Source organism: Marinagarivorans cellulosilyticus, assembly GCF_021655555.1.
Classification (GTDB): Bacteria; Pseudomonadota; Gammaproteobacteria; order Pseudomonadales; family Cellvibrionaceae; genus Marinagarivorans; species Marinagarivorans cellulosilyticus.
This window is the reverse complement of record NZ_AP023086.1, coordinates 3,475,999-3,501,376: the sequence shown is the minus strand read 5'-3', so window position 1 is coordinate 3,501,376 and position 25,378 is coordinate 3,475,999. Positions and strand designations below refer to the sequence as shown.

The 25,378-nt window shown below is 45.6% G+C and carries 21 protein-coding genes; 2 read left to right on the top strand and 19 right to left on the bottom strand.

Annotation, left to right across the window (positions count from 1 at the left end; all coding sequences use genetic code 11):
* Positions 1 to 5 precede the first annotated feature (5 nt).
* The 10 genes from MARGE09_RS14095 to cysM all read right to left on the bottom strand — a co-directional run bounded on the left by MARGE09_RS14095 (position 6) and on the right by cysM (position 11,469).
* Positions 6 to 1,169, bottom strand: coding sequence for a methyl-accepting chemotaxis protein (locus tag MARGE09_RS14095; RefSeq protein ID WP_236982883.1), 1,164 nt, complete (start codon positions 1,167 to 1,169; stop codon positions 6 to 8).
* 421 nt (positions 1,170 to 1,590) lie between these two features.
* Complete coding sequence (trpS, locus tag MARGE09_RS14090; RefSeq protein ID WP_236982882.1) at positions 1,591 to 2,595, bottom strand: tryptophan--tRNA ligase; 1,005 nt, start codon at positions 2,593 to 2,595, stop codon at positions 1,591 to 1,593.
* 17 nt (positions 2,596 to 2,612) lie between these two features.
* Positions 2,613 to 3,887 carry a M18 family aminopeptidase gene (locus MARGE09_RS14085; RefSeq protein ID WP_236982881.1) on the bottom strand — a complete coding sequence of 425 codons (1,275 nt, stop codon included), beginning with the start codon at positions 3,885 to 3,887 and terminating at the stop codon, positions 2,613 to 2,615.
* A gap of 16 nt (positions 3,888 to 3,903) precedes the next feature.
* Positions 3,904 to 4,701 (bottom strand): undecaprenyl-diphosphate phosphatase, encoded by a 798-nt coding sequence (locus MARGE09_RS14080; RefSeq protein ID WP_236982880.1) that lies wholly within the window; start codon positions 4,699 to 4,701, stop codon positions 3,904 to 3,906.
* A gap of 24 nt (positions 4,702 to 4,725) precedes the next feature.
* On the bottom strand, positions 4,726 to 5,430 hold the full coding sequence (tsaB, locus tag MARGE09_RS14075) for a tRNA (adenosine(37)-N6)-threonylcarbamoyltransferase complex dimerization subunit type 1 TsaB (RefSeq protein WP_236982879.1): 705 nt from the start codon (positions 5,428 to 5,430) through the stop codon (positions 4,726 to 4,728).
* A 98-nt stretch (positions 5,431 to 5,528) separates the two neighbouring features.
* Positions 5,529 to 6,341 carry a hypothetical protein gene (locus tag MARGE09_RS14070; protein WP_236982878.1) on the bottom strand — a complete coding sequence of 271 codons (813 nt, stop codon included), beginning with the start codon at positions 6,339 to 6,341 and terminating at the stop codon, positions 5,529 to 5,531.
* A 313-nt stretch (positions 6,342 to 6,654) separates the two neighbouring features.
* Positions 6,655 to 7,296, bottom strand: a complete 642-nt coding sequence (gene adk / locus MARGE09_RS14065) for an adenylate kinase (protein WP_236982877.1) — start codon at positions 7,294 to 7,296, stop codon at positions 6,655 to 6,657.
* 151 nt (positions 7,297 to 7,447) lie between these two features.
* Entirely contained in the window at positions 7,448 to 8,257 is an 810-nt protein-coding gene (mazG, locus tag MARGE09_RS14060; RefSeq protein WP_236982876.1) for a nucleoside triphosphate pyrophosphohydrolase, read from the bottom strand.
* Positions 8,258 to 8,281: 24 nt separating this feature from the next.
* Positions 8,282 to 10,537, bottom strand: a complete 2,256-nt coding sequence (gene relA / locus MARGE09_RS14055; RefSeq protein WP_236982874.1) for a GTP diphosphokinase — start codon at positions 10,535 to 10,537, stop codon at positions 8,282 to 8,284.
* A gap of 14 nt (positions 10,538 to 10,551) precedes the next feature.
* A complete protein-coding gene (gene cysM / locus MARGE09_RS14050) occupies positions 10,552 to 11,469 on the bottom strand; it encodes a cysteine synthase CysM (protein ID WP_236982873.1) in 918 nt (305 codons plus the stop codon).
* 348 nt (positions 11,470 to 11,817) lie between these two features.
* Between cysM and MARGE09_RS14045 the strand changes: the two genes are divergently transcribed.
* A complete protein-coding gene (locus tag MARGE09_RS14045) occupies positions 11,818 to 14,604 on the top strand; it encodes a response regulator (RefSeq protein WP_236982871.1) in 2,787 nt (928 codons plus the stop codon).
* 200 nt (positions 14,605 to 14,804) lie between these two features.
* The gene (locus MARGE09_RS14040; protein WP_236982869.1) at positions 14,805 to 16,037 is read left to right on the top strand and encodes a glycosyl hydrolase; all 1,233 of its coding nucleotides are present in this window, start codon (positions 14,805 to 14,807) and stop codon (positions 16,035 to 16,037) included.
* Positions 16,038 to 16,082: 45 nt separating this feature from the next.
* Here MARGE09_RS14040 and ilvA read toward each other — a convergent pair whose 3' ends face one another.
* The 9 genes from ilvA to MARGE09_RS13995 form a co-directional block, all read right to left on the bottom strand.
* On the bottom strand, positions 16,083 to 17,612 hold the full coding sequence (ilvA, locus tag MARGE09_RS14035; RefSeq protein WP_236982867.1) for a threonine ammonia-lyase, biosynthetic: 1,530 nt from the start codon (positions 17,610 to 17,612) through the stop codon (positions 16,083 to 16,085).
* A 150-nt stretch (positions 17,613 to 17,762) separates the two neighbouring features.
* Complete coding sequence (locus MARGE09_RS14030) at positions 17,763 to 18,551, bottom strand: BamJ family beta-barrel-assembly machinery protein (RefSeq protein ID WP_236982865.1); 789 nt, start codon at positions 18,549 to 18,551, stop codon at positions 17,763 to 17,765.
* A 126-nt stretch (positions 18,552 to 18,677) separates the two neighbouring features.
* Entirely contained in the window at positions 18,678 to 19,145 is a 468-nt protein-coding gene (locus MARGE09_RS14025) for a TIGR02444 family protein (protein ID WP_236982863.1), read from the bottom strand.
* A 102-nt stretch (positions 19,146 to 19,247) separates the two neighbouring features.
* Entirely contained in the window at positions 19,248 to 20,369 is a 1,122-nt protein-coding gene (locus MARGE09_RS14020) for an OmpA family protein (RefSeq protein WP_236982862.1), read from the bottom strand.
* Positions 20,370 to 20,520: 151 nt separating this feature from the next.
* A complete protein-coding gene (gene trmB, locus MARGE09_RS14015) occupies positions 20,521 to 21,216 on the bottom strand; it encodes a tRNA (guanosine(46)-N7)-methyltransferase TrmB (RefSeq protein WP_236982861.1) in 696 nt (231 codons plus the stop codon).
* Positions 21,217 to 21,224: 8 nt separating this feature from the next.
* Positions 21,225 to 21,920 (bottom strand): M48 family metallopeptidase, encoded by a 696-nt coding sequence (locus tag MARGE09_RS14010; RefSeq protein WP_236982860.1) that lies wholly within the window; start codon positions 21,918 to 21,920, stop codon positions 21,225 to 21,227.
* On the bottom strand, positions 21,920 to 23,134 hold the full coding sequence (locus MARGE09_RS14005) for a class I SAM-dependent RNA methyltransferase (RefSeq protein ID WP_236982859.1): 1,215 nt from the start codon (positions 23,132 to 23,134) through the stop codon (positions 21,920 to 21,922). The genes MARGE09_RS14010 and MARGE09_RS14005 overlap by 1 nt, the downstream gene beginning before the upstream one ends.
* Positions 23,135 to 23,147: 13 nt before the next feature.
* Complete coding sequence (locus MARGE09_RS14000; protein ID WP_236982858.1) at positions 23,148 to 23,888, bottom strand: tRNA-uridine aminocarboxypropyltransferase; 741 nt, start codon at positions 23,886 to 23,888, stop codon at positions 23,148 to 23,150.
* A 1-nt stretch (position 23,889) separates the two neighbouring features.
* Complete coding sequence (locus MARGE09_RS13995) at positions 23,890 to 25,356, bottom strand: AAA family ATPase (protein WP_236982857.1); 1,467 nt, start codon at positions 25,354 to 25,356, stop codon at positions 23,890 to 23,892.
* Between the last annotated feature and the right edge of the window lie 22 nt (positions 25,357 to 25,378).

Sequence of the window (25,378 nt, the reverse complement as noted above, 5' to 3'; positions counted from 1 at the left end):
AAGCATCAATAAAGCTCTATATCGCCACCTTCGGAAGTATTTTTAGAAAACCCTTGTATATTCACCTCGGGTATTTTTTCCAAGTCATCAATGCACTGCTGCACAATACTCGATACCGATTCTGGCTGGGAAAATCGGCGCTCAAGTACATCAACCAACGCTGAGGTTGCGTGACTGACATGCTCTAACTGATTAACCATTTGGGATACACGGTCTGATGTTTGTAACGCCACAACAGCATTGGCCACCTCTTGCGACATGGATTCACCTAGCTCGGCACCTTTGGCCACACTACCGGCAACATGCTGATTCAGTTGCTCTAGTTCATTTAGCATTTTATCGAGATAATCTTTGCCGTTTAAAGCCAAGCTCATATCCATTGAGGCGATCTTGCTAACCGCGCTTTGTACACTATCTACTGTTTCTTTAGCACTTTGAGCACGCTCTCTGATTTGATCATTCAACTTGTTTGAATCTTGCGAAAGCTTGCGAACCTCATCAGCTACCACCGCGAATCCCCTACCCGCTTCACCTGCCCTTGCGGCCTCAATGGCGGCATTTAAAGCCAGTAAATTGGTCTGGTCAGCAATGCCACGAATTTGCGTAATCAGATCAAACATACTCTCGAACTGCTTCACCATATCTTGGATGCTATGAACCGCCTGAATGCTTTTATCACTCACACCCACAAACAACGAGACATACCCATCCAACACCGACCCAACCTCATTTGCAAAATGCTGCAGGCTAACGGTGTTTTCGGCATCAGCTTGGCTGTTTTGCGACAAGCTCTGAATAACTCCGTCGAGTATTTGACGCTCAGCGGCGGCTTTTTCGCTCAACCCATTAAAACTATGATGTAACGACATCGAAGAGGTCTCAAGCGTTGAGGCTATATCCGCTCGCAAAGTATCGACGCAACTAATACCTTGATGTAATCGGGCACCTAACAGCCGCCCCAATCCCTCCAAGTCACATGCGCCATCAGGCTGCGGCTCGTCCATCGTATGCACCGGCGGAAGCAGGATCCCCCAAAGTGCCGCTATGGCGATTACAGTCAAACCCAGCCAAACTATCACCGCCGATAATGTATAAGAGGCCGCTAAACCTACAGCCACTGCAGCAATAACAATTACTATAGCGAGTATATTTTGACGGTAATGACCCATATGGGCTCCCAACACATGCTTATATAGCGACCATTAATGCCAATAAAATGATTTAAACGAAAAAGGCCGCATAGTCAGCCAATTTGCTTTCGAATTAGGCAAAAACAAATTGGCTACAATTTATATAAGGTTAGTCAGGGAAAAGGAAGGTTGCCAGCAATAAGTCAGCGCTGGCAAAAAAACACTAGGGCATCTGTAAAAATAGTGATTTTTTCGAGTACAAGGAAGTGCCGCTCAGACGACTGAATGGATTCACGAGGTAGAGCGGCGCATCGGTCAGAATGCACCTTATTAAACATCGCATCCGCATGAGGTATACGCTATTAGGGTAATGCAGAAGCCACTACCAAGGAGCAGACTGTTGAGAAGCAAAAACCTGTAAGCGAGCATTGCGGAAAAAGTGCATTTTTAGAAGCGCCCGCTAGACTAGAGGGCGAATGCCAATGGCATGCTTAACGTCAGCCAATAATGCTCGACTGTGTAAGCGAGCCTTTTCAGCACCAGCCTGTAACGCAGCCTCTATTTCGCTTGGGTTAGCCATTAAAGTTTCGTACTTTTCGCGTGCCGGCGCTATGTGTGACTCAATAAGTACACCCAATTGCTTTTTGGCTTCGCCCCAAGCAATGCCATCAGTAAACGCTTTGCGCATTTCAAGCGTTTGCTCTGCCGATGCAAACGCCTGCCAAATTTGAAACACTGTGGATGTATCGGGGTCTTTTGGCTCCTCAGGTTCAAGCAAATTGGTTTTTATTTTATTAATACTTTTTTGCATTTTTTTTGGCGGTAAAAATAACGGTATCGTATTGCCATAGCTCTTACTCATTTTCCGGCCGTCTAAGCCTTGGAGCACCGCAACATTATCGTCAACTACCGCCTCAGGTAGCACAAAGACTTCACCAAAATGATGATTAAAGCGCTGTGCAATGTCCCTTGCCATTTCAACATGCTGAATTTGATCTTTCCCAACCGGTACTTTATGGGCGCCAAACATTAAAATATCTGCAGCCATTAATACTGGATAACTATAGAGGCCCATCGTTACACCGAAATCAGCATCTTGACCTTCCTCAATATTTGCTGCAACGGCAGCCTTATAGGCATGCGCACGATTCATTAAACCTTTGGCAGCCATACAGTTTAAAACCCAGCATAACTCGGATATTTCTGGCACATCGGATTGACGATAAAAAACACTTTTATTGACATCCAAACCCAACGCAAGCCAAGTAGCTGCTATTTCTCGTGTTGATGTTTGAATTTTTTCAGGCTCACTGCATTTGATTAATGCATGTAGGTCAGCTAAAAACAAAAAGCTTTCTTTATCCTCAAGTAAGCTTGAGGCAATAGCCGGCCGAATAGCCCCCACATAATTACCCAAATGCGGTGTACCTGTTGTTGTAATTCCGGTTAAAACACGTTCAGTCATACGGGACCCAATAATATTTAGTAATCGTTTAAAAAAGCAGTTAACAATCGGAAAAGCATTTCGGGGTCTTTGGCGCCAGCCAGCTCCCGAATAGAGTGCATGGCAAAAGTCGGCACGCCTATATCAAGCGTTTCAATCCCCGTTAATGTTGCCGTAATAGGCCCAATAGTACTGCCACAACGCATATCAGCACGTGTCACATAATCCTGCAAAGGAACCTCGGCATTACGAGCCAAGACCCTTACGCGAGACGCCATCACCGACTGGGAAGCATAACTCTGATTAGCGTCAAACTTAAGAACAGGGCCATCATTCAGCTTGGGGCCATGATTACCGTCATGTTTATTAACGAAGTTAGGGTGCACGCCATGTGCATTATCTACACTCATCATCATAGATTGCGTCTCGACGCGATGACGCTCTTGAGTATCGGGTAGTAGTCGATCAAGCACCCCAGTTAAAAAATTACCTGCAGCACCCGCTGTTGAGCGACTGCCAACCTCCTCATGATCATTCAAGACCACTAAGTTTGTTACATCCTCAGCACTTGCCAGCAGGCTCTGCAACGTCACAAAACAGCTCAGTAAATTATCTAATCTGGCGCAAGCCAAAAACTCATTCGCAACACCTAAAGAAGCCCCAGCTTGCGCATCATAAAAACTTAAATCGAAATCAAGCACCTCACTAACAACAACACCTTGTGAAGCTAAATGCGATAATAGCCAAGTCCTAAACGTCTCGCCCTTGCCGCCTGCCTGCCATAAAATCGGGAGCATTTGCTCTTGTGCATTTATCGAGCGATCATTATTAGCATTTCTATCTAGGTGGATAGCCAAGCTTGGTATTGTGGCCACAGGGCGTTTCAAGTCGATTAAGTGTTGCTCTACAGCCTTATCTTGATTCAAAACACTGACCTGCCCTGCAATCGACAAATCACGATCAAACCAAGGCGCCAGCAATACACCACCGTAAACCTCTACACCCACCTGATGATAGCTTTGCCTTGCAACATCCGGCTGAGACTTTACTTTTAGGCATGGGCTATCCGTATGGGCGCCCAGAATACGAATGCCAGTCTCAAGCATAGGTTTCGCGCCATGTTTAAACGCAATTAACGAGCTATCGCGCCGGGTAACAAAGTATTTCCCGCCGGGTGACAATACCCAATCGTCGCTTTCATTCAAACGCTGATAGCCAGCATCAAGCAGCCAAGGGACTGCGTTCGCTACCGCATGAAACGGTGTAGGTGAGCACGAAACATAATCTAACAATTGCGTATTGAAATGCGTCATCAACAAAGCCTATTTACTATGCAAAAGAAATAAATAACAAGATACAACCTAAAATAAGGCGATAAATTACAAATGGCAACATGCCTAAACGGTTGATGAAAGCCAAGAAGAAATAAATACAGGCGTAGGCACTAGCTGCAGAAACAACCGTACCAATAATCAATGCAGTCCAATCCACACTATCTGCCCCTAGCAGCTCCAAAGACATCAAACCGGCACTCAAGACAATAATGGGAATAGACATCAAAAAAGAAAAACGTGCAGCATCCTGCCTAGAAAACCCTAGTAATAGCGCAGCGGTAATTGTTATGCCACTGCGAGAAGTCCCCGGAATTAACGCTAGCGCTTGCGCGCATCCTATAATCACGGCCGCAGCCAAAGTTAACTGCACTAACGTTTTAGCGCCCTCATTTTTAGCGTCAGCAAACCACAACAACAAACCAAAAACCAATGTTGTAACTGCGATAACCATCGAGGATCGCAAATTGATCTCAATAAAATCCTTAAATAAAAGCCCAGCTAAGCCCGCAGGTATTGTGGCGATAATAATAAACCACGCCAAGCGGGTATGCTCATCCGCAGCACGGCCCGATAACTGGCCAAACCAAGCAACCATTAGCAACGCGATATCTTTACGAAAATACGCTACAACAGCAATAAGGGTTCCGAGGTGTACAGCAACATCAAATGCCAAACCTTGATCAGGCCAACCCAATACTTGGCTTGGTAAAATCAAGTGCGCCGAACTTGATATAGGTAAAAACTCTGTAATACCTTGAATCAACGCGAGTAAAATTGTTTGAACAATATCCATACTTTTATCCAATATATAAAACCGTTAGGAACGAATTCGGGTGCGCTTATTCCAAGCAATTGAATTGCGGCAATAACAAAGATCAACCAACTGAGGATCTAGACCGCCCAAAGGGAGCTGTTTATCCGCTAGCGCGGCAATATGACCAGCATCGACCTGAGTTAACAAGGGAGGCATCATTGATAACGAGCCCTGTGCGGCTTGTGCAAAAGCGATATCTTTCCAAGCGCAGCCAACAGGCAGCAATGCCTGCGGCGAAGAGATTGCTTGTAAATCGGCAAATAAAGAATCTTCAGCACCTAATACCGCTTGAAGCGATTCATTAAGGGCAACACCCTGCGAACTATACGCCCCCCAATACACCTCAGCCATTCTGGCATCCATCATTGGCAGTACGATGCAATCGTCCGGCGCTTGAGCTGAAAACGCCAACGCCGAAAGAGAATTTATTGGTACAATTTTTTTATTGGCCGAGAAGGCCAAACCCTGTGCCGCACTTAATGCAATTCTTAACCCTGTAAATGACCCAGGGCCAATAGCGCAAGCGATATAATCGATATCATTTATCGTGCGCCCAGCTTGATCGAGCAACTCTTGAGCAAAGGGTAACAAATGGGCCGCATGCGCCCTTGGCTCATCACTCTTCAATATATTCACTTCTACAGGGGATAACCTTAGCGATACAGAGCAAGCATCGGCACTGGCTTCAAAAGCGAGAATCACACTCATTGATAGATCTCAAAAAAAGGCGACATTGTAGCGCCTTTAAATGTCGCGCACAAAAAAGCCCGCTATAAAGCGGGCTTTTTATAACAACAAGGCAAATATTATTCTGCGCTTGGAGCTTCTACTGGGGCAGGTGCTGGTGCTGCTGCCGCTTTTGGTGGACGACCGCGACGCTTAGGCGCAGAACCAGCCGCTGGAGCACTAGCTGCAGCTTTTGGTGGACGACCGCGACGCTTAACTGCGCCACCAGCAGCAGGTGCTGCTTTTTTCGCCGAAGCTTTTGCTTTAGCAGGTGCTTTTTTGGCAGCTGTCGCTTTCACGCCAGCCGCTTTAGTAGCCGCTGCTAATTTAGCTTTAGCCTTTGAAGACGCTGCTTTAATCTTCTTAGCATCAGCTGCGCTACGTACTTTTTGCCACTTTTTAGTGAATGCCGCTACAGCTTTCTCTAAATCTGCAGCAGCTGCTTCAGCTAGCTTAGCTTCAAGAGCCTCTAAGCGAGCCTCTTCGGCAGCTTTAACTTCTTCAAGTTTAGCTACGCGCTTAGCCGCTACAAGCTCTTGCTTAGCAGCAGCAAGAGCTGCACGCGCCGCTTTCGCCGTTGCCGCCAAAGGCGCAACTTTAGTTTTTGCAGTAGCCGCTGTGCGTTTTGCCGCAGCAGTTTTAGTTTTTGCCGCTTTTTCAGCTGCAGCTGCAGCCTTTTCGCGAGCAGCAGACAATTTTGCTGCCACATTAGATACAGCAGTTTCTGCTTTTACTAACGCTGCTTCTGCTTTCGCAACAACAGGGCTAACAGTTACAGCAACAGCTGCTTTTGCAGGACGGCCAGCTTTCTTAGCAGGACGGCCAGCTTTTGCTTTTACTGCAGTCGTTTTTGCTTTCGCTGGACGACCACGTTTTTTTGCTACATTCGCCATTTTTGTTTCTCCTCTCTCGAAATAGGGTGCACCTCTTCGAAACCATAGCAGAAAATTTCAAACACAAGGCGCACGACGCGAATATTATTTTAAAAAATGATCATTTGCACGCCCTTTTTAACTTTAACGTCTTTAAAAGGCCTTTTTTTGATTGTTTTTTGAATAAAACATAAGAAATGTTCTGAAATTTTTAATAACGGCAATGCAAAACTCCACCAAAATAACAAAAGCCTAATGTCGAATATTTTAGAAAACATTAAAATCTGAGCGAAAAAAAAGCAGGCCATGCCTGCTTTTTGAAGATTGACGGCAACTATTTAACTGCACGCACAACATTTTCTTTTATCTCTTCAAGGGTACCAACACCCTGAATCTGAGTATATTTTAACGCCTCACTCTGGCGAGACCGATAAAAAGAAACCAGTGGCTCAGTTTGATCATGGTAAACCGCTAAGCGCTTACGTACCGTTTCTTCTTTGTCATCCTCACGCTGAATTAAACTCTCCCCTGTTTCGTCATCAATCCCATCCACTTTAGGAGGATTATGTTGCACATGATAAATGCGACCAGAAGCCTCGTGAACACGTCGGCCACTTAAGCGAGCAACAATTTCTTCATCCTCGACATGAATTTCTATCACGTGGTCAATTTCAACGCCAGCGGCTAACAAAGCTTCCGCCTGAGGAATAGTTCGCGGGAAGCCATCCAACATAAAACCATTGCTGCAATCGGGCTGAGCTATGCGCTCTTTTACCAGACCAATAATGAGCTCATCGGAAACTAAACTACCGGAATCCATCACCTCTTTAACTTCTAAACCTAATGGCGTCCCAGCTTTAACAGCAGCGCGTAGCATATCGCCGGTTGAAATCTGTGGAATTGAAAACGTTTCCATCAGAAATTTTGCCTGAGTACCCTTACCGGCACCAGGTGCGCCCAATAGAATGATACGCATAGTGAAGACTCCTCAATTAAACCCCACTAAGGGGTGGTATTATGCTTAAGATATTGTAAATGCGCGTAAGATACACCTCGACCACGGGATTCTCAAGCTGGCGCAACGCTAGCAAAAGTCGCGACACCCCGAGCAAATGCGCATTTAGACTTTAAGATTTTCTTAGCAAGACTTTTGCCTGCTGCCACAAAGCATCCAGCTCAACCTCGCTTAAGTCCTTGAGATTTACATTTTTCTCTTGAGCTAAGCTTGCTGCAGTATTAATCCTGGCAACAAATTTTGCATTAGCGCCACGCAGCATCGACTCAGGCTCACGCTTTAAATGCCGAGAGATATTCACAACCGTAAAAAGTAAATCGCCAAGTTCATCGGTTATGGCTGATGATGAGTTACTGGCAACTGCTTCACGCAATTCACTCAACTCGTCCGTTAAAGTATCAAACAAAGGGGCTAAAGCCGGCCAGTCGTACCCCACACTAGCAGCACGCTTTTGAATTTTGTACGCACGCGTTAACGCTGGCATCCCAACAGGGATATCAGCCAAAAGTGCCGTTAAACCTTTGTCTTTTCGCTCTTGTGATTTGATCGCTTCCCACTGAGCTTTGACATCCACAGTAACGTCCGCCTCTTGGCGCGTAGAATTTAATGTGCCATCAGGAAAAACATGCGGGTGCCTGCGAATTAATTTAGCTGTTAAACCGTCAATAACATCATCAAGTGTAAAACAGCCCTCCTCATCAGCAAGCTGGCTGTAAAAGATAATCTGAAACAACAAATCCCCTAACTCTTCACGGACTTGGCTGCGTTCGCCATTTTCTATGGCATCGACAACCTCGTAGGCCTCCTCAATGGTAGAGGGGGTAATAGAGTTAAAGTCTTGCTGAACATCCCACGGGCAGCCCGTTTCAGCATCTCTTAATCGCCGCATTAAATAGCGCAGATCACTTAATGTATACGGCATAATGACGCATCCTAGGCAAAATAGTTATGTGGTTTGGCGTCGGCGCACCGCCGTCACATTCGGCATTTGGCTTAATTTGGCTAACAAACGACTAAGTACCGTAAAGCTAGCAACTTCTACATTTAAGCTCATTTCTACGGTATTTAAACTTTTATCCGAAAGAGTTTGCATAGCGCTAACATTCACCCGCTCGCGGTCAAGTAACGTTGTAATATCGCGAAGCAGACCATGGCGATCAAAAGCTTCCACAATAATTTCCACCGAATACACTTGTTCAGGCTTTTCTGCCCAATCAACCTTTATAATTTTTTGCGGCTCATCTTCAGCATGCTGCAGAACATTACTGCAATCTTGCCGGTGAATAGAAACCCCACGCCCTTGCGTAATAAAACCAGAAATACTATCGCCGGGAATTGGACGACAACATTGCGCAATATAAGACAGCAAATTGCCGACACCATCAATGTACACATCGCTGCCATCGAATTGGTCTTCGCGACTTGCCCGCCCAACCAAAGAGATCGCTGGCGATGGATTTTTATCCGGGCTAAATAAGCGCTGCGCAGCCTGAATCACTCGATCGACAGTAAGATCTCCGGTACCTGCAGCTGCGTATAAATCATCGAGGGTTTGAAGGTTTAATTTGCGCGCCAAACGCTCGTAATCAATATTATCAACCGCCAAGCGAAGAAACTCTCTGTCGAGCAATGCGCGACCATGGTCAATATTAAGCTCGCGATCTTGCTCGCGAAACCAAGCCTGTAAGCGACTACGTGCGCGTGACGTCGTTATATAGCCCAAAGAGGCATTTAACCAATCTCGGCTAGGCGACTCTCTATTACCTGTTAATATTTCAACTTGATCGGCATTTTTTAACGCGCGGTTTAATGGGCAAATACGCCCATTAACTTTGGCGCCCTTACAATGAATGCCAATATCCGAATGTATTCGAAACGCAAAATCCAGCGGCGTTGCAAACTCGGGCAAATCGATAACATGCCCTTCAGGCGTAAACACATAAATGCGATCCTGATCGATACCCGTAGGCAAATTATCTTCTAAAGTGCCACCACCGACTTCATCATGCCACTCTAGTACCTCCCGAAGCCATGCGATTTTTTGCTCATAACCCGCAGATGCATCGCCCTTATCGGAATTTTTATAACGCCAGTGAGCACAAACACCAAACTCAGCCTCTTCGTGCATTTTTTCTGTACGGATTTGCACTTCGAGTACGCGGTTCGCAGGGCCTTTTACGGCAGTATGTAACGAACGGTAACCATTCTCTTTGGGGTTGGCGATATAATCATCAAACTCATTCGGGATGTTGTGCCATAACGAATGCACAATACCCAAGACCCGATAACAATCCTGCTCCGTATCAACAAGTATGCGCACGGCACGAATATCATAGACTTCCGAAAAGCTAATTTCCTTGCGCCGCATTTTGCGCCAAATACTGTAGATGTGTTTTGCCCTACCGCTTATTTCCGCAATACGGATATTCTCTTTTTCCAGGGCACTTTTTAAAATGGCTAATACACCATCAATATATGTTTGCCGGTCTAAGCGGCGCTCGTCCAATAACTTAGCAATGTACTTGTAGTCGTAGGGCTGTAGATACCTAAACGAAACATCTTCTAGCTCCCACTTAATATGACCAATGCCTAAACGATGAGCAAGCGGAGCGTATATGTCAGAAACTTCACGGGCAACGCGCTGACGTTTTTCTATAGGGGCATTTTTAACTGCGCGAATAGCACTGGTTCGCTCGGCGAGTTTAATCAGAGCTACGCGGACATCATCAACCATCGCTACCAGCATCTTGCGCACATTATCTGCGTGCTCGGTAGCCTCTTGGCCAAACGCTTTTTCACCGCTCTTATTCGATATGCTGCTAATGGCGGCCATTTTCCTAACCCCATCAATTAATGCAGCAATCGTCGGCCCGAAACTCTCAACAACCGAATGTAAACCGATTTTGTTCTCGCGTACGCTACGATAAAGAATAGCTGCAGCAAGTGTTTCTTCGTCCAACTGCATTTCAGCTAGAATTTCTGCCATCTCTAGGCCAGCACTAAACGTGCTATAACCTTCCCCCCACCCTGTTAATTTATCACCAGGCTCTGGCTCAAGGCGCTCGGCTAATTCGCAGGCTCGCGTCAAAACTTGTGCATGGTCGGCATCAATATCGGCTAAAGCCGCAACACGCCCGACCCAAACAGGTGTATTCAACGCGCCGCTATCTAGAGTTGGACGATCTTCACGAACTTTAACCATGAGAACTCAATATCTTAATTAAACAAACCAGAGGATAAGTACCGATCCCCGCGGTCACAAATAATGGCAACAATAACGGCATTTTCAACAGATAAGCTAAGATCTAAGGCGGCAGCAACTGCGCCTCCAGAAGATACGCCGCAAAAAATACCCTCTTTCGCAGCAAGATCACGCATGGTTTGCTCAGCCTTCGCTTGCCCCATAGAAACCACGCTATCGATATTTTCATCATCAAAAATAGACGGTAAGTATTCTTTTGGCCACTTTCTTATTCCTGGAATGCTTGCACCTGACTCAGGCTGCAAACCAACAATATGAATATTCGGGTTTTTCTCTTTTAAAAAACGTGAAGTTCCCACGATGGTACCTGTTGTGCCCATCGCGCTAACAAAATGGGTAATTCGCGCACCGGTTTGATGCCAAAGCTCAGGTCCAGTTCCGCAATAATGCGCTAAAGGGTTATCCGCATTTGCAAATTGATTAAGCACTTTACCTTCACCGCGCTCCTGCATTGCTAAAGCAAGGTCTCGGGCACCCTCCATGCCATCGTCTTTTGAAACTAATATTAGCTCCGCACCATACGCCGCCATAGAGGCTTTACGTTCTTCGGTACTATTTTCCGGCATAATTAATATTATTTTGTACCCTTTAATAGCTGCAACCATGGCGAGGGCAATACCCGTATTGCCGCTTGTAGCCTCTATTAAAGTATCCCCAGATTTAATATCACCACGCTTTTCTGCCGCCGTTATCATTGAATGTGCAGCGCGATCCTTTACGGAACCCGCGGGGTTATTCCCCTCCAGCTTAACCAAGACCACATTACTGGTTTTGCCGGGCAAGCGCTGTAAACGAACAAGAGGAGTTTTACCAATAAAAGCTTCAATTGTTGGAAACTCACCTTCACCAGTAGTGTTCTTGCTAGTGTTCATATTGCAAACCTCTTTTTACAAATATAACAACGTTTTTTTATTGCCCTCAGCCACTTTAATCTGCAACTCGCGTGACTTACGCCTAAAAACACACTCAAAACGGCTTTTATAAAGGGCGCGCATTCTACCTTGACGACGAAAATATAGAAAGTAAGCTCAAATTCGCAGAATTACGCCTCAACTATTAGCTTTTCACTACAGATTCTATTTGGCTATCTGTCGGGTATCACGCCATTCACTATATAATGCAAGTTCTAAGCTAGCCGCTCTGGTGATACGCTAAAACGTTAACGCGACCAAAGAACTTGCGTACACCCCGCTATTCGACACTAACACAAGGACACTAAGTTGCTCACATCACCTATAAAATGGGATGCTAACGGCAAACCCGTACTGACACTCATTGTCACTCCAATTTTCATCACCTGCGTCTTGTGCATTGCAACATTCGTGCTATTGCATAATTCCCATAGGGAGAACTTAAATCGCGCAAGCTACCACTTTTTAGCAAAATATTTCGCACAGCAAATAGCCTCCCCAGCAGACAACAAAAGCATGGAGCAGTGGTTTCAAACACATGCAAATATTGCATTGCATACTAGCCTTTATGAGCAATTCACACTGCTTAACAATTCACTTCAACCCTTAGCTCACGTAGGCCTACCCTCACAACACCGAAGCTTTAATTGGATCAATACAAATAAGGACAGCCAGCTCCAGCACGATGCGCACACCCATTTAGCCTTCCAAAGCAAAAGCCTTAATGGAAAGAAGTTCTGGGTTGTAGCCACAATGAATGACACCCCTGCCTCACTATTATTTTTTCAAACCTTACTGTGGGGCATATTGTGTACTGGCATTGCCGGGATAACCATTGCTTGGCTTGCAATGCGATGCCACCGACAGTTAATAACGCCCATTAGCCGCCTTACGCAAGAGCTACAGCAAGCTGCGGCAGAAAATTTTGATGCCGTACTAACCATTCCGCAAAACCACCTTTACGCAAACCTAATTCATGCCGTCCAACAACTGCTGGATATGAATAAAGACTTAAAAGACAGCACCCAACACTATATTGATCAAGCCACACAAGAACTGCGGGAATCTTTGGAAACCGTAGAAATCCAAAACATCGAGCTTGATATTGCACGAAAAAATGCATTGCAGGCCTCGGCCGATAAATCTGAACTACTTGCAACCACCAGCCACGAAATACGCACACCGTTAAATGGCATTCTTGGCTTCACTAATCTTCTGATCAAGACGCAGCTCAGCGACCAGCAAAAAGATTACCTAGCCACCATTGAACAGTCTGCACAAGGGCTGCTTACGGTGATTAATGACGTCATTGATTTTTCACGCCTTGAATCTGGCACAATGACATTCGAATATAAACCCGTGAAAATCAAGGATACTGTTGCTGAAATTTTGCAGGTTTACGCACCCAGCGCCAACGAAAGCCAATTGCGCTTAATTCAATTGATCGACCCCGCCATTCCACCAACACTGCTGGGCGACCCCCTTAGGCTAAAACAAGTACTTAACAACCTTATTCATTGTTTAGTCGGCATTGAATCCTCTGGCGACTTAATTGTTGAATGCACTATTCAGCACAAAGCCGATAGCAAAATGGGGATTCAATTTAGTTTGAAAAACCCATCCGCACGGCTAAATATCAAACAACAAACACAATTACAGCAAGCATTAGCTAGCCAAGGCAGCCTTCCGGTCGGCGATGCCACGGGGCTTGGCCTAACCATAGCAAAAGCACTCGCGGAACGAATGCAGGGCAATATCACTGTCGACTTATCAGGGGAAGGAATTACTTTCTTTTTCACTATCGAGCTTGGCCAAACAGAAACACAGCTTGACCCAACAATTACACTAGATACAGCCAATATTCGCGCCGTTGTTTGCGACAACAACCCATTTAGCCGGCAAGAAGTCGTGATTGCTCTTAAAACATGGAATATCACACCCGCGATAGAAAACAACCCAGATAAATTAATTGCCGCCATCAGCGCCGCCCGCGCTAACTTAGTCATCCTAGACTTTGCTACCGACGGCCGCCGTTTTAATAAAAGCCGGCTAGAAAAACACTTAGAAGCGCTATTTTCAATCCCTCAACTACACGTTGTTATTATTGCCCCATCCAATATTCGGCGCCAAATAGAAAGCGGAGCCCAATGGCACGATGCCCACTTTATAACCCGCCCCATAATGGGCGACGCTTTTAGCCAGCTATTAAGGCGCATATCGGGCAGCCCCGATGACACAGAAATACCAATTGCACGCCAGCACCTCAAGATTTTGGTTGCCGACGATAACCCCGCAAACACCAAGCTAGTCTGCGCTTTTTTACAGCAAAAAAACCATTCGATAAAAGCCGTTGCCAACGGAAAGCAGGCGCTTAATGCATTTTTAGAAGACAAACCCGATATTATTTTCATGGATGTTCAAATGCCAGAAATGGATGGACTCCAAGCAACAACAGCCATTCGCAAACACGAAGCACAACACAAATCACAACGGGTCCCTATTGTCGCACTCACAGCGAATGCCCTGCCAGAGCAAAGAGCCAAGATTTTGATGTCTGGTATGGATGATTATTTGACAAAACCCGTGAGCGACCACGACCTAAAGCATGCACTGTATCGATGGATAGAAACGCGCACGGCCAGCGTACACAACCACAAACCAGAACTTGCACACGCCCCCAATACGAGCACAGAGGTGCCAGCGGCAACGCCAAACAACGCCCCCAAAAGCGATAAAGACCCCGTTTTTAGTGTACAAAAAAGCCTTGATTACACCAAAGGCAACGCCGCGCTCGCACTGGATATGTATAAAATGCTCATACAAGAATTTGAGCAATTTAAAACAGCTATAGAACAAGGCTTAGCTACTCAATCACTCGAAGAGCTTTCTGGCCCTATTCATAAATTACGCGGCGGATTATCGTACTCAGGCTTTATATTGCTACAACAGCAATGTGAAATTTCAGATAACCTAATAGCACAAAGCTCCGAACTTTCAATGCAAGTAAGGTCAGAAGTTCAGCAGCTATTACTTAAGCTTGAGCAGGCGCAATTATTCACTGCCGAAATAGATGAAAGCGCACTCTTTGATGTATAAACGCTACAACACATGCTGATGCTTATTAGATGACTTATAGGGTATCTCTCAAAATAGTAATTTTTTGGGGAAAGCTTAGCTGAGGAAACGCTCCAGCAAGGGCACTATACTCGACAAGAGTCCTTTAAGAGAATTCGAACAAAGCCACATTATGCATAGCATGCTAATGTGGCAATAAGCAGATAAACAAGGAATACCGAATGTCACTACACAATACTCTCGCAGGCATAGCTATAGCGTGCGCTTGCACAACACTTGTTGCCTGCAAATCCGGCTACAACCGCATTTATGAGGATAACAACCCAGAAGACGAGGATTCGCCAGGCTGCAACTCTGCGCCAATCAACGAAAACATCGCCGATAAAGCCCAAGTTGTTTTTGAGCTAATTGCAGATATAACCTGTACCGTAATATCCGGCTATACCCTTTCAGGCCAAAGTTTAGGTAACGGCAATGAAATACAAGAGACAGGGAATGCATTTCGCAGCTATCAATCGCTCGTTGAAGACCTTGCCGATGATTACGACAAGCGTATTGCGGTGATTAGTATTGATTACGAAAAAAGCCAGCAGTACGACCTCGACACATTAAAAGACGCAAACCTAGCACTAGAAAAACACTCGAATATGGGCGGCATTGTCAGCGTCACTTGGACTCCTATAAACCCCTGGACGGCAAGCGATGGCTCGGTAGAAAATCAGCTTGCAGCATCGGATGATACAGACATCACCATTTTATATGGCGATGAGACTGCACTAGAAGGTGATGCCCTTGCGGCATTTAACGAATTTGACGAGCAACTCGGCATCGTTATTGGCGCCCTCAAAGACTTGGACGACAAGAAAGTTCCTGTGTTATTTGCGCCATTCCCACAAATGAACACCACCGAGTATTGGTACGGTCCCACACCACCGAGTCAAGATGAAAGCAGTGACACATCGGCTAACTCAGTAACAACAGAAAGTGAATTTAAAGCATTGTGGTCACACGTTGCCGACGAACTAGCAAAAGAAAACCTCACTCACCTACTCTGGGTTTATGCACCACGCACCGGCTTGGAATCCGAGCGAAAAACGGCAACTTGGGGCTACCCAGGCGCAAGCGACGTGGATATAGTCGCGGGTATTAGCTACAGCAATGAGGTCAGTATTCTCGACTACGCAAGCTATACCAACTTAGACAAACCGCTTGGTATGACGAGACTCGCACCACAAGCGGCAGACGGAACATTCACCAACACAAACTATATTGTCGAGCTTCAGGGCAAGTATAAGCATATAGCTTACTGGATTGCCGACCACGACACCCAAACCAATAACGCTGACACATTACGCTCTATCAAAAACAACCTTAGTGCTAAAGAGCTACTCGAAGATTCCAGAACCGCCACGGTAGAGACTATCAACGAAAAGGAATGGCTAAAGGAAAACTAACAGACTGTGCGCTACTGAGATTTCAGTAGCGCCCATAATGTTGAATTAGCTATCTAATGCAGCTAGGAAGTTTTGGTAGGCCGCATTATCGCTTTCATCCCAGAAAGGGTAATTTAAAGCCTGTAAATGTGCCTCAACAGCTTTTCGTTGCTGCGGATCCACTTGCAGCCCAATAAGCACACGACCATAAGCTGCGCCGTGATTGCGATAGTGAAAAAGCGAGATATTCCAGCGATCAGCCAATACCGTTAAGAATTTAAGCAACGCCCCGGGCCGCTCAGGGAATTCAAACCGATACACAACCTCATTCGCTAAGCTAGCAGGAGCATGACCACCGACCATATGGCGAATATGTAGCTTCGCCATTTCGTTATCCGTCATATCAATAACGCTATAACCATTATTTTCGAGACTCGAAAGCAGTGCCTGCTTATCGGCGCTTTCCGGCCCAATTTGCAAACCCACAAAAATTTTAGCCTGTTTGCCTTCAGCGTAGCGGTAATTGAATTCTGTGATATTGCGCTTACCGAGCAATTCACAAAAAGCTAAATAAGCGCCCGGTTTTTCAGGAATACTAACCGCCAAAATTGCCTCGCGACGCTCGCCAATTTCAGTACGCTCAGAAATATAACGCAAGCGATCAAAATTAGTATTGGCGCCACTGTGCACGGCCATTAAGGTTTGATCAGCACAACCCGTTTGCTCTACATATTTTTTTAGGCCCGCAAGTGAGCAGGCACCTGCAGGCTCCGCAATTGAGCGCGTATCTTCAAATATATCCTTAATTGCGGCACATATTTCATCTGTTGATACGGTAATAACACCATCTATAGTGTCTTTCAATACTCGATAATTTTCTTCACCAATCTGAGCAACCGCAACACCGTCAGCAAAAATACCGACTTGGGGCAAAACAACACGCGATTTGTGCTCCATAGCGGCTTTTAAGCAGGCCGCGTCCTCCGGTTCTACGGCAAAAACTTTAATTTCAGGCCGAACATACTTGATGTAAGCTGCCATACCAGCACACAATCCGCCACCGCCCACAGGAATAAAAACCGCATGAATGGCCGAGGTATGCTGCCTTAATAATTCAACAGCAACCGTTCCCTGTCCTGCAATAACATCGGGATCATCATAAGGGGCAATATAGGTTAAGCCCTGCTCTTCAACGAGCTTCTTGGCATACTTTGACGCTTCATCATAAGTATCACCATGTAAAACAACGTTTGCACCATGGCGCTTAACTGCATTTACTTTAATCGCGGGTGTTGTTTCTGGCATCACAATTGTAGCGGGAACCTTCAGGTGCCGTGCCGAATAGGCTAAGCCTTGAGCATGGTTACCTGCCGAGGCTGCAATTACACCTCTTGACCGAACATCCGCAGGCAATTGCAATAGTTTGTTGTACGCTCCGCGTAGCTTAAAAGAGAAAACCGGCTGTAGATCTTCGCGTTTTAAATAAACTTGATTGGCCGTTTTTTCTGAGATTAAAGGAACGCTATCAAGCGGTGTCTCAACCGCTAAATCATAAATGCGCGCATCCAAAATGCGCTTTATATAAGACTGTGGCATAACCGTCATATTCTTGTAGAGGCACAAGGCCGTAATGGTACTGGATAGCCTGAACTAAGTCATTTGTGCATTATTTATACAAGCACTTAAAACAGAACTGCAAGCAAAAAAAAGCCCCGATCAAGTCGGGGCTTTTTTAAGTCAGGCCACTTAGTGACCGTGACCGTCGCCCCCGCCATGCGGATGTCCCGCTGGTGCTTCAGGGTTAATTTCAATTAATTCCACTTCAAAAATCAAGGCGGCATTTGGACCAATAGGGCCAGTGCCATTTTCGCCATAAGCTAACTCAGCAGGGATATAAAGCTCGTATTTTTCACCCAGCTTCATTAACTGCAAACCTTCAACCCAACCTTGAATAACGCCAGATACGGGGAAAGTAACTGGTTGGCCACGATCAACCGAGCTATCAAATACTGTGCCGTCAATCAAAGTGCCATGGTAGTGAACTTTAACGGTATCTTCAGCTTTCGGTGATGCTGCATCTTCAACAGCGGTGATCACCTTGTACTGTAAGCCAGATTCAGTAGTTTTAACGCCGTCTTTCTTCGCGTTTTCTTCTAAGAACGCCTTGCCTTTAGCTAGGTTCTCTGCAGAGGCCTTGTCGGTCTCAGCTTTGCGCTTCGCTTCTTGCTGGGTTTGGAATTCCATCATTATTTTTTGCTGATCTTCTTGAGCAATACGAGGCTCTTTTTCATCGGCAACATCTTGAATGGCCATACCCATTACGCCTTTATCAAGCGCAAATTCACCTTGTTGCGCCTGCTTAGCCATACGGTAACCCACAATGTAAGTCACCTTTTGCTCAAGAGAGGTCAACTCTGTCTGTGCTGCAGCTGGCGCTACGGCTTTCTCGGCTGGCTTGTTACAGCCAGTAGTCATTAACGCAGCCGTTACCGCTGCTGCAAGAAAGGTATGCTTGCGAGAAAACAATGTTTTCATAAATCAATCCTGTTTTTTTATTAACAAATACGTACTGGCAACACGCCAAATCTATAAGAGCGCAGCATCTTACCCCATAAGACCTGCCCCCTGCCAACCCCTAAACTCTAAAAATCGTGATTCAATCTATTCGTTGAAGCTAGACAAAGCGTTGGCGTACAAAAAACGAGCACTTTGCTCAGCATTTTGCACCTCCCAAAGCGAGAAATAATCCAACAAGCCAAACACAGTCCCACCGTGCATCTTTTCAACTTGCGGCGTTAAACTTTCATCAAGTGACAACAGCACGGATTTCTCCATTAAGATCTCTGCGGATAACACATACTGATAAATTGTCCTGTCTTCAGACAGTGAAGCTGTCAGTACCTGTTTACGAATAGAACGCAACGGCAAGATCAAGGGATCATAAACAGCATCACTTAAAACTTTTGCTTGCTCGAATAGCTCGCGAGAAACAAAACGGTTATGCGCCTGGTGCCAACACAGCCAAATAATGAGCCCTACATTCAGCTGATATTCGTCTTGCAGCTGTAAACACAAAGTCGCAACCGATTTGCGGCCGTAAAACCTTTCGCAAAATGGCCAAATTTCCATAAGCTCTCTTATTTTTAGGCATTAAAAAGGCGCCTTTCGACGCCTTTAAACAGTACACTAGAACCAGCAACCACGAATGTTGTTAGCTAGACTAGCTCAACGCTATTTAGTTTCAACAACTTCTTTCTTAGCGCTCACTTTTGCAACTACACGACGGTTAGCTGCGTGATCTGCTGGTGTTTTTTCCTCAACGAGAGGCTGTTCTTCACCATAACCCACCGCTTTAACACGACTTGCATCAATGCCGTACTGTTCAGTTAGCAAGCTTGCCACAGCGTTAGCACGTTTTTGTGACAATTTTTTATTGAAAGTCGCTGAACCGCTGGTATCAGTATGTCCCTCAATAACCACCTCACTATTAGCATATTGCTCCATAAAGCGGGCAACACCGCGAATTTCATTAAAATAAGCTGCATCGACAACATCGCTACCGCTAGCAAACTTAACTTTTAAATCAATAGAGACATCTTCAGTCAACACTACCGCGCAACCTGTAGTATCAACTTTGTGCTTACTATCGGTATCCACACAGTTATCTAAATGATCTGCAACGCCGTCACGATCTGTATCTAGCGCACAGCCTTTAGCATCAACATTAACACCGGCTGGTGTACTTAAGCACTGATCTACGCCATCCTCGACACCATCTTTATCTGCATCGACAAAAGCTGAGGCGATAACTTTAGGCGCCTTTTCTGAAGCCCCAAACACATAACCCAAGCCAAGCGTAATAACACTGTGGTCGGTATGAGAATCAAGCCCATGCAACCAACGGCCATCAATTCGTGCGCGCAAACGCTTACCTAAGTGGGTTTTCACGCCTAAGCCGAAATTAACTGATTCTTCACTGTCATCATCAGAACTAATGCCGTCTTGCTCAGCCTTTAATAGGCCAACACCTAAAGCGGCATAGGGTAATATTCCGCCCTCATCAGTGAGGTACCACAATCCGTCTAAGCGTAGATCTTCAACGTCCACATCTGCGCCTAAGCCTTCAACCTCTGTCGACACCTGAGAATAAGACAGCTCTATACCAAACGGCTTATCAAAGCGATAGCCGCCATAGACGTTAATTCCGGCCTTATCCTTAAGCTCTAGTTCATTGTCAAAAGCATAATAAGGAACCCCAACCCCCAACTCAAAATCACTGGCTGTCGCTACGCTCGCAACAGCACTCAATGACAAAACAGCCACTGCGCTTTTCAATACATTTAACTTTTTCAAACGTTCTCTCCTAATACCCCAAGAATGATAACAACATAACACCACTCACAAACTCTAAAGAGAGTGATCCGCAATTATACGGCCATGTTTCCTGAATGGATCCTTAATGAATACTTTTAATTAACATTGTCACAAATATTTCACCCTGTTATTAGCTGGGAGTCTGATAGAGCAAGTCCCATACGCCATGCCCTAATTTCTCGCCGCGTTTTTCAAACTTGGTTTTAGGGCGATAATCTGGCGCAGCAGCATATATTTTGTCGCCAGCCACATTCTGGTAACGCGGGCTTTCAGCCAAAACTTCAACCATGTATTCGGCGTAAGGCTCCCAGTCTGTCGCCATATGCAAAATGCCGCTAGGCTTGAGCTTTCCTGCGATAATATTTACAAAGGGCGCCTGCACAATGCGCCGCTTATTGTGCTTCTTTTTATGCCAAGGGTCGGGGAAAAACAATTGCAACCTAGAAATACTTCCATCTTCAAAGCAATCGCTTAATACATCCGTGGCATCAGCCATAAAAACCCACAAGTTGGCCAGACCTAATTTACCCGCCTCGTTAATAAGGCGGCCGACCCCAGGTGGATGCACCTCAATACCGATAAAGTGCGTACTTGGATCTTTACTTGCCATTTCCAGCAAGGAGTCCCCCATACCAAAACCAACCTCCACAACAACAGGCTTACCCTCAGCAAAAATATCCGCAGTTGCTTTTACTCCATCATGTAATGAACGGCCATATTTTGGCCACCATTGCTCAAAGGCCGTTTGCTGCCCTTCCGTCATACGTCCGCCGCGAATCACAAAGCTGCGAATAGACTTATCTTTAAACTCAGGTTTTACAATCATACTGTTGATCACCGATAAATAGACAATAATTGATTACCGTTCACACGCAGCCAGTCTTTGGCTTTAGCTAACTGCTGATGTGAACAGGCTCGGGCCACTTCGGCCCAAAATAATTTTGAATGGTTTAAGTGCTTAATATGGCAAAGCTCATGAATAACGACGTAATCGCGCACCCAGGCTGGGGCCATCATTAACAGCGTATTAAAGGCCAATTCGGCGTTACAGGTACAGCTTCCCCAGCGACTTTTATAAGGCCTATATTTAATCGAACGAGGATGCAAACCAAGCACTTGCCGCCAAGATTCAACTCGCTTACTTAAATCCGGTTCGATGGCCTGACCACAAAGTTTAAGTAACGCTTGTTTTTGCAGTGTTAACGATAAGCTTAAAAAACTTCGATCCAGCAGAGGCTCCCTTCCAATCAAAGTTTCTATTGACTCAAAATTGCCATTCCAATAAATAACATCAGTCGCTTTATAAGCGCTTGGAACCGCTTCAGCAGGAGCTGGCTCATAATGCTTCAAAATCCAGTGCCGTTTATTATTAACCCAATGCACAACATCCCTTGGCGCGACACTTGCCGGATAAGAAACCAACACTCGTCCGGCAGAAACCTTAAGGCCTAATGTTTTTCGCCGCTTAGAAACCGAGCACTCGAGGGGCAGAGCATGTAATTCCGGCGCAAAAAGATACTTATCCAACATTAACTGCTTGCCTCGTTTTTGCGCTGCAATAAAACGCACAACTCAACATGGGGCGTATGGGGGAACATATCGACAGGCTGAATAGCTTCGACGGTATAACCGGCAGAAACAAACTGCTCAACATCGTTAGCACAGGTGTGTAAATCACAGGAAATATAAGCAATACGCCCAATGCCTTGGTGCTTTAACAACGGCTCAATGCAGACTAAGCCGTCCCTTGGCGGGTCCAATACCAAGGTCTTTGCATCTAGGTGCTGCTCACATAGCTGACTCAAAGCCTGTGCATCAAATAAATTAGCCTGCACAGCGCTAACACCATTGAGCTTTTGCTCAGACAAAGCCTTCACAGCCACCTCTGCAACTTCCGCTGCAACAATTTCCTTGTATCCCATTTCACAAAGGGCTTTGGTAAAATTACCCGAACCACAAAAAAGCTCAAGAACCTTACCACCTGTGTTGTCATTGGCCAACACATCGCTCAACCATTGCTTTAACACCTGATTCTGACCAGCATTCGCCTGCTTAAATGGCCTTCGCGTATTCGGGGTAACCACTCCTAGTTCTAGGTCGTCGTCAACAGCCAGCAACGTCATGTTGGAATGCTTTTTATTCTGGCTACGCCACGCCTGATTCGGCAGCGTTGCACGCAATCGCTGTAAATGACTATCAACGCTTTCATTAAGCACAGGGCAAGAAATAACATCAATCAAATAGTTTGACTGCGCTGCCAGAAAGCCCACCTTTTTACCGTCTGATTTAAACTCTGCACGATTTCGATAATGCCAAACAGCTTCACTCCCCTTAACAGGCGCGACAATACAATCAGTAAAGCGCCCAAACCGACGTTCCACCCATAACTGCTTGATTGCTACCTGCGCGCCATAATCAACAAACTGCCACGCACAGCCACCGCAACTAGGCTCGGCATTAAAATGCTGGCACGGTGACGTCACGCGTTCAGCGCAAGCATTAATCACTTCTAACAAAGTACCAACGGCATATCGTTTTTTAAATTGATCTATTTTTACCCGTACCGTCTCACCCACCCAAGCGCCAGCCACAAAAACAGCAACGCCCGACGCATGTTCGATAACCGCTGAACCATTAGGCGCCACGTCTTTGACCACACCAACAAATGTTTGACCCTCCAAGGGGTGGGTCGCTTTTTGTTGTTTTCGACCTTTTAGTGCTCGCGGGTTATTGCGATACATCATGCTTTAAACCTTTTTAATCGGTAGATAATAAATATTCATGCGATGACGTCACCTCAACATCTATACAAGCTCGCGTTGCACTGCAATGACGATTAAACACCGTGAATATATGAGACAGATGTTCTGCCGATTTAACCTGCTTACAATGCTGCAGCAACAGAACAACAGCCTCAGCTGTCGATAACCGAGCACTATCGTTCGATTTGCGCACAGAATAACTACCCTGTTCGGGTTCAGGCAGCATTAAAGTAGGAATGCACTTTAACCATTGGCTGTGGTTAAACATTCGAGCAGCCTGGCGCCAAGTACCATCAAGCAACAAAAATGTTGGGCGCTTATTAGTTTGCGAGCCAGCCACATTTGAATGCCCCGACAGATCTAAACTAGACACGCAAAGGCTTTCACGCATCTGCTTGGCAGGGTAAATAATGGCGCATTGCCGGCTGGGCGATTCAAGAATTTTTATCAACTCCTGATCAGGCTCTAAGCGAGACCACTCAAAAGCAAAACAATTATTTGGAAATGCTTCTGCTAGTAATCGCCCCGTATTAGTCGGCTTTAATATTTCATCGCGATGCATTAATAGCACAAGATCAAAGTTTAAATCGACAGGACAAGCACGCAGGTACTGACAAATGCAATAGGTTTCAGCCAGCAAACAAGCTGTGCAACGTTTAACAGTAATGCCACGAGCCAAAAAAGGCTTGTGCGCCGATTGCAAGCGTTGCTGGTAAAGTCGTTTAAATGCATTCATCTTAATCGGCGCCAACCGCACGCTCTTTGGCCCAAGCGCGTAGATTTTGCATGACTTCAGCCATTACGATTGATAATGGCCTCGTGCGTTGAATCGCCGCATAAATTAATTCAGAGTCGACTTCGCGCTTGCGCGCACGCGCATTGTAAATAGACGAAACAACAGCTTGCTCTATCTCAGCACCAGTAAAGCCATCTGAAATAACAGATAAACGCTGCAAATCAAAACTAGAAGGGTTAAGTTGTCGCTTTTGTAAATGAATTTTAAAAATTTGTGCACGCACAGCACGAACGGGCAAATCAACAAAAAAGATCTCATCGAAGCGCCCCTTACGCAATAACTCGGCCGGCAGTTGCTGAATATTATTACTAGTAGCAACCATAAACACGCGACTTTTTCGCTCGCTCATCCAAGTTAATAACGTTCCCAATATGCGTTTGCTTAAACCGCCTTCAGCATCGCTCTGGGCAAGGCCCTTTTCTAGCTCATCCACCCACAAGACACAAGGCGAAAGCGTATCCGCAAGCGCGAGCGCTTGACGCAAGTTGCGCTCAGTCTCGCCAATATACTTATTAAAAAGCTGCGCCATATCCAAGCGCAGCAGAGGCACACCCCAAACGCCAGCAACAGCTTTGGCCGCTAGGCTTTTACCGCCGCCTTGTACACCTAAAAGCAATACCCCCTTTGGAATATCATCATTGTCTTCAAAAAATGCTGGTCTGCGCTCGTTCAGCCATTTTTTAAACGTATTGAGTCCAGCGACCTCACTTAACTTGGCAGTGTCGTACTCAAAATGTAGAACGCCATCCATATTCATGAGTTCGAATTTCGCTTTGTTAACTTGCGGCAAGTCGCTCTCGGTAATTGCACCATCATCGGCTATTGCACCCCGGGCTAAGCGGCGCACATCAATATGGGGCAACCCCCGTAAACTACTGACTAGCGCATTTAACGCTGGGGCATCAGCCTGTATTTTCTTGCGGCCGTTATTCTGAGCCCATAACGCCGCTTCCTCACGAATTAAATTAAGAATTTCTTCTTCGTTAGGTACCGCTAAAGGTATTTTTACCGCCAAACGAGCCAATTCAGCCGGTAAATTCAATTCGTGGCTGAGTAAAATAATTTTGTGGGCAGGGATTTTATTAAACAAAATATCTTTGATTAGACGAATATTTTTAGGATCATCTAAAAACGCATGGCTATCGCACAAAACATAAATGCCCTGTGTTGTTTGACGCTTAATTTCGCTAAGGGCATCGCTCAGTTCAAACGACTTATTTTCGCTCTCACTCATTAAACTAAGGCCCGCCCTTTGAATGCCGTCAGTCACTGTCCATTTGAATAAAGGTGCCGGATCTGACTTCAAAAACGATATCAGTAATTCGATAGCCCGGGGCTCATCAAAAGTCTCGACAACCAATAAAGAGGCCGTCCCGTGCAAAAGTAACTGTAAATCTTGACTATCCATCGGTTAAACTCCGATACAGCAA

Excerpts from the sequence above, each read along its gene's own strand:
- MARGE09_RS14085 (WP_236982881.1), bottom strand. The coding sequence starts at position 3,887 with ATGACGCATTTCAATACGCAATTGTTAGATTATGTTTCGTGCTCACCT.
- MARGE09_RS14030 (WP_236982865.1), bottom strand. The coding sequence starts at position 18,551 with ATGAAAACATTGTTTTCTCGCAAGCATACCTTTCTTGCAGCAGCGGTA.
- mazG (WP_236982876.1), bottom strand. The coding sequence starts at position 8,257 with ATGCCGTATACATTAAGTGATCTGCGCTATTTAATGCGGCGATTAAGA.
- ilvA (WP_236982867.1), bottom strand. The coding sequence starts at position 17,612 with ATGCCACAGTCTTATATAAAGCGCATTTTGGATGCGCGCATTTATGAT.
- MARGE09_RS14010 (WP_236982860.1), bottom strand. The coding sequence starts at position 21,920 with ATGTTGGATAAGTATCTTTTTGCGCCGGAATTACATGCTCTGCCCCTC.
- adk (WP_236982877.1), bottom strand. The coding sequence starts at position 7,296 with ATGCGTATCATTCTATTGGGCGCACCTGGTGCCGGTAAGGGTACTCAG.
- MARGE09_RS14025 (WP_236982863.1), bottom strand. The coding sequence starts at position 19,145 with ATGGAAATTTGGCCATTTTGCGAAAGGTTTTACGGCCGCAAATCGGTT.
- MARGE09_RS14040 (WP_236982869.1), top strand. The coding sequence starts at position 14,805 with ATGTCACTACACAATACTCTCGCAGGCATAGCTATAGCGTGCGCTTGC.
- MARGE09_RS14095 (WP_236982883.1), bottom strand. The coding sequence starts at position 1,169 with ATGGGTCATTACCGTCAAAATATACTCGCTATAGTAATTGTTATTGCT.
- MARGE09_RS14080 (WP_236982880.1), bottom strand. The coding sequence starts at position 4,701 with ATGGATATTGTTCAAACAATTTTACTCGCGTTGATTCAAGGTATTACA.
- trpS (WP_236982882.1), bottom strand. The coding sequence starts at position 2,595 with ATGACTGAACGTGTTTTAACCGGAATTACAACAACAGGTACACCGCAT.
- MARGE09_RS13995 (WP_236982857.1), bottom strand. The coding sequence starts at position 25,356 with ATGGATAGTCAAGATTTACAGTTACTTTTGCACGGGACGGCCTCTTTA.
- tsaB (WP_236982879.1), bottom strand. The coding sequence starts at position 5,430 with ATGAGTGTGATTCTCGCTTTTGAAGCCAGTGCCGATGCTTGCTCTGTA.
- MARGE09_RS14070 (WP_236982878.1), bottom strand. The coding sequence starts at position 6,341 with ATGGCGAATGTAGCAAAAAAACGTGGTCGTCCAGCGAAAGCAAAAACG.
- MARGE09_RS14005 (WP_236982859.1), bottom strand. The coding sequence starts at position 23,134 with ATGATGTATCGCAATAACCCGCGAGCACTAAAAGGTCGAAAACAACAA.
- MARGE09_RS14000 (WP_236982858.1), bottom strand. The coding sequence starts at position 23,888 with ATGAATGCATTTAAACGACTTTACCAGCAACGCTTGCAATCGGCGCAC.
- trmB (WP_236982861.1), bottom strand. The coding sequence starts at position 21,216 with ATGATTGTAAAACCTGAGTTTAAAGATAAGTCTATTCGCAGCTTTGTG.
- cysM (WP_236982873.1), bottom strand. The coding sequence starts at position 11,469 with ATGAACACTAGCAAGAACACTACTGGTGAAGGTGAGTTTCCAACAATT.
- relA (WP_236982874.1), bottom strand. The coding sequence starts at position 10,537 with ATGGTTAAAGTTCGTGAAGATCGTCCAACTCTAGATAGCGGCGCGTTG.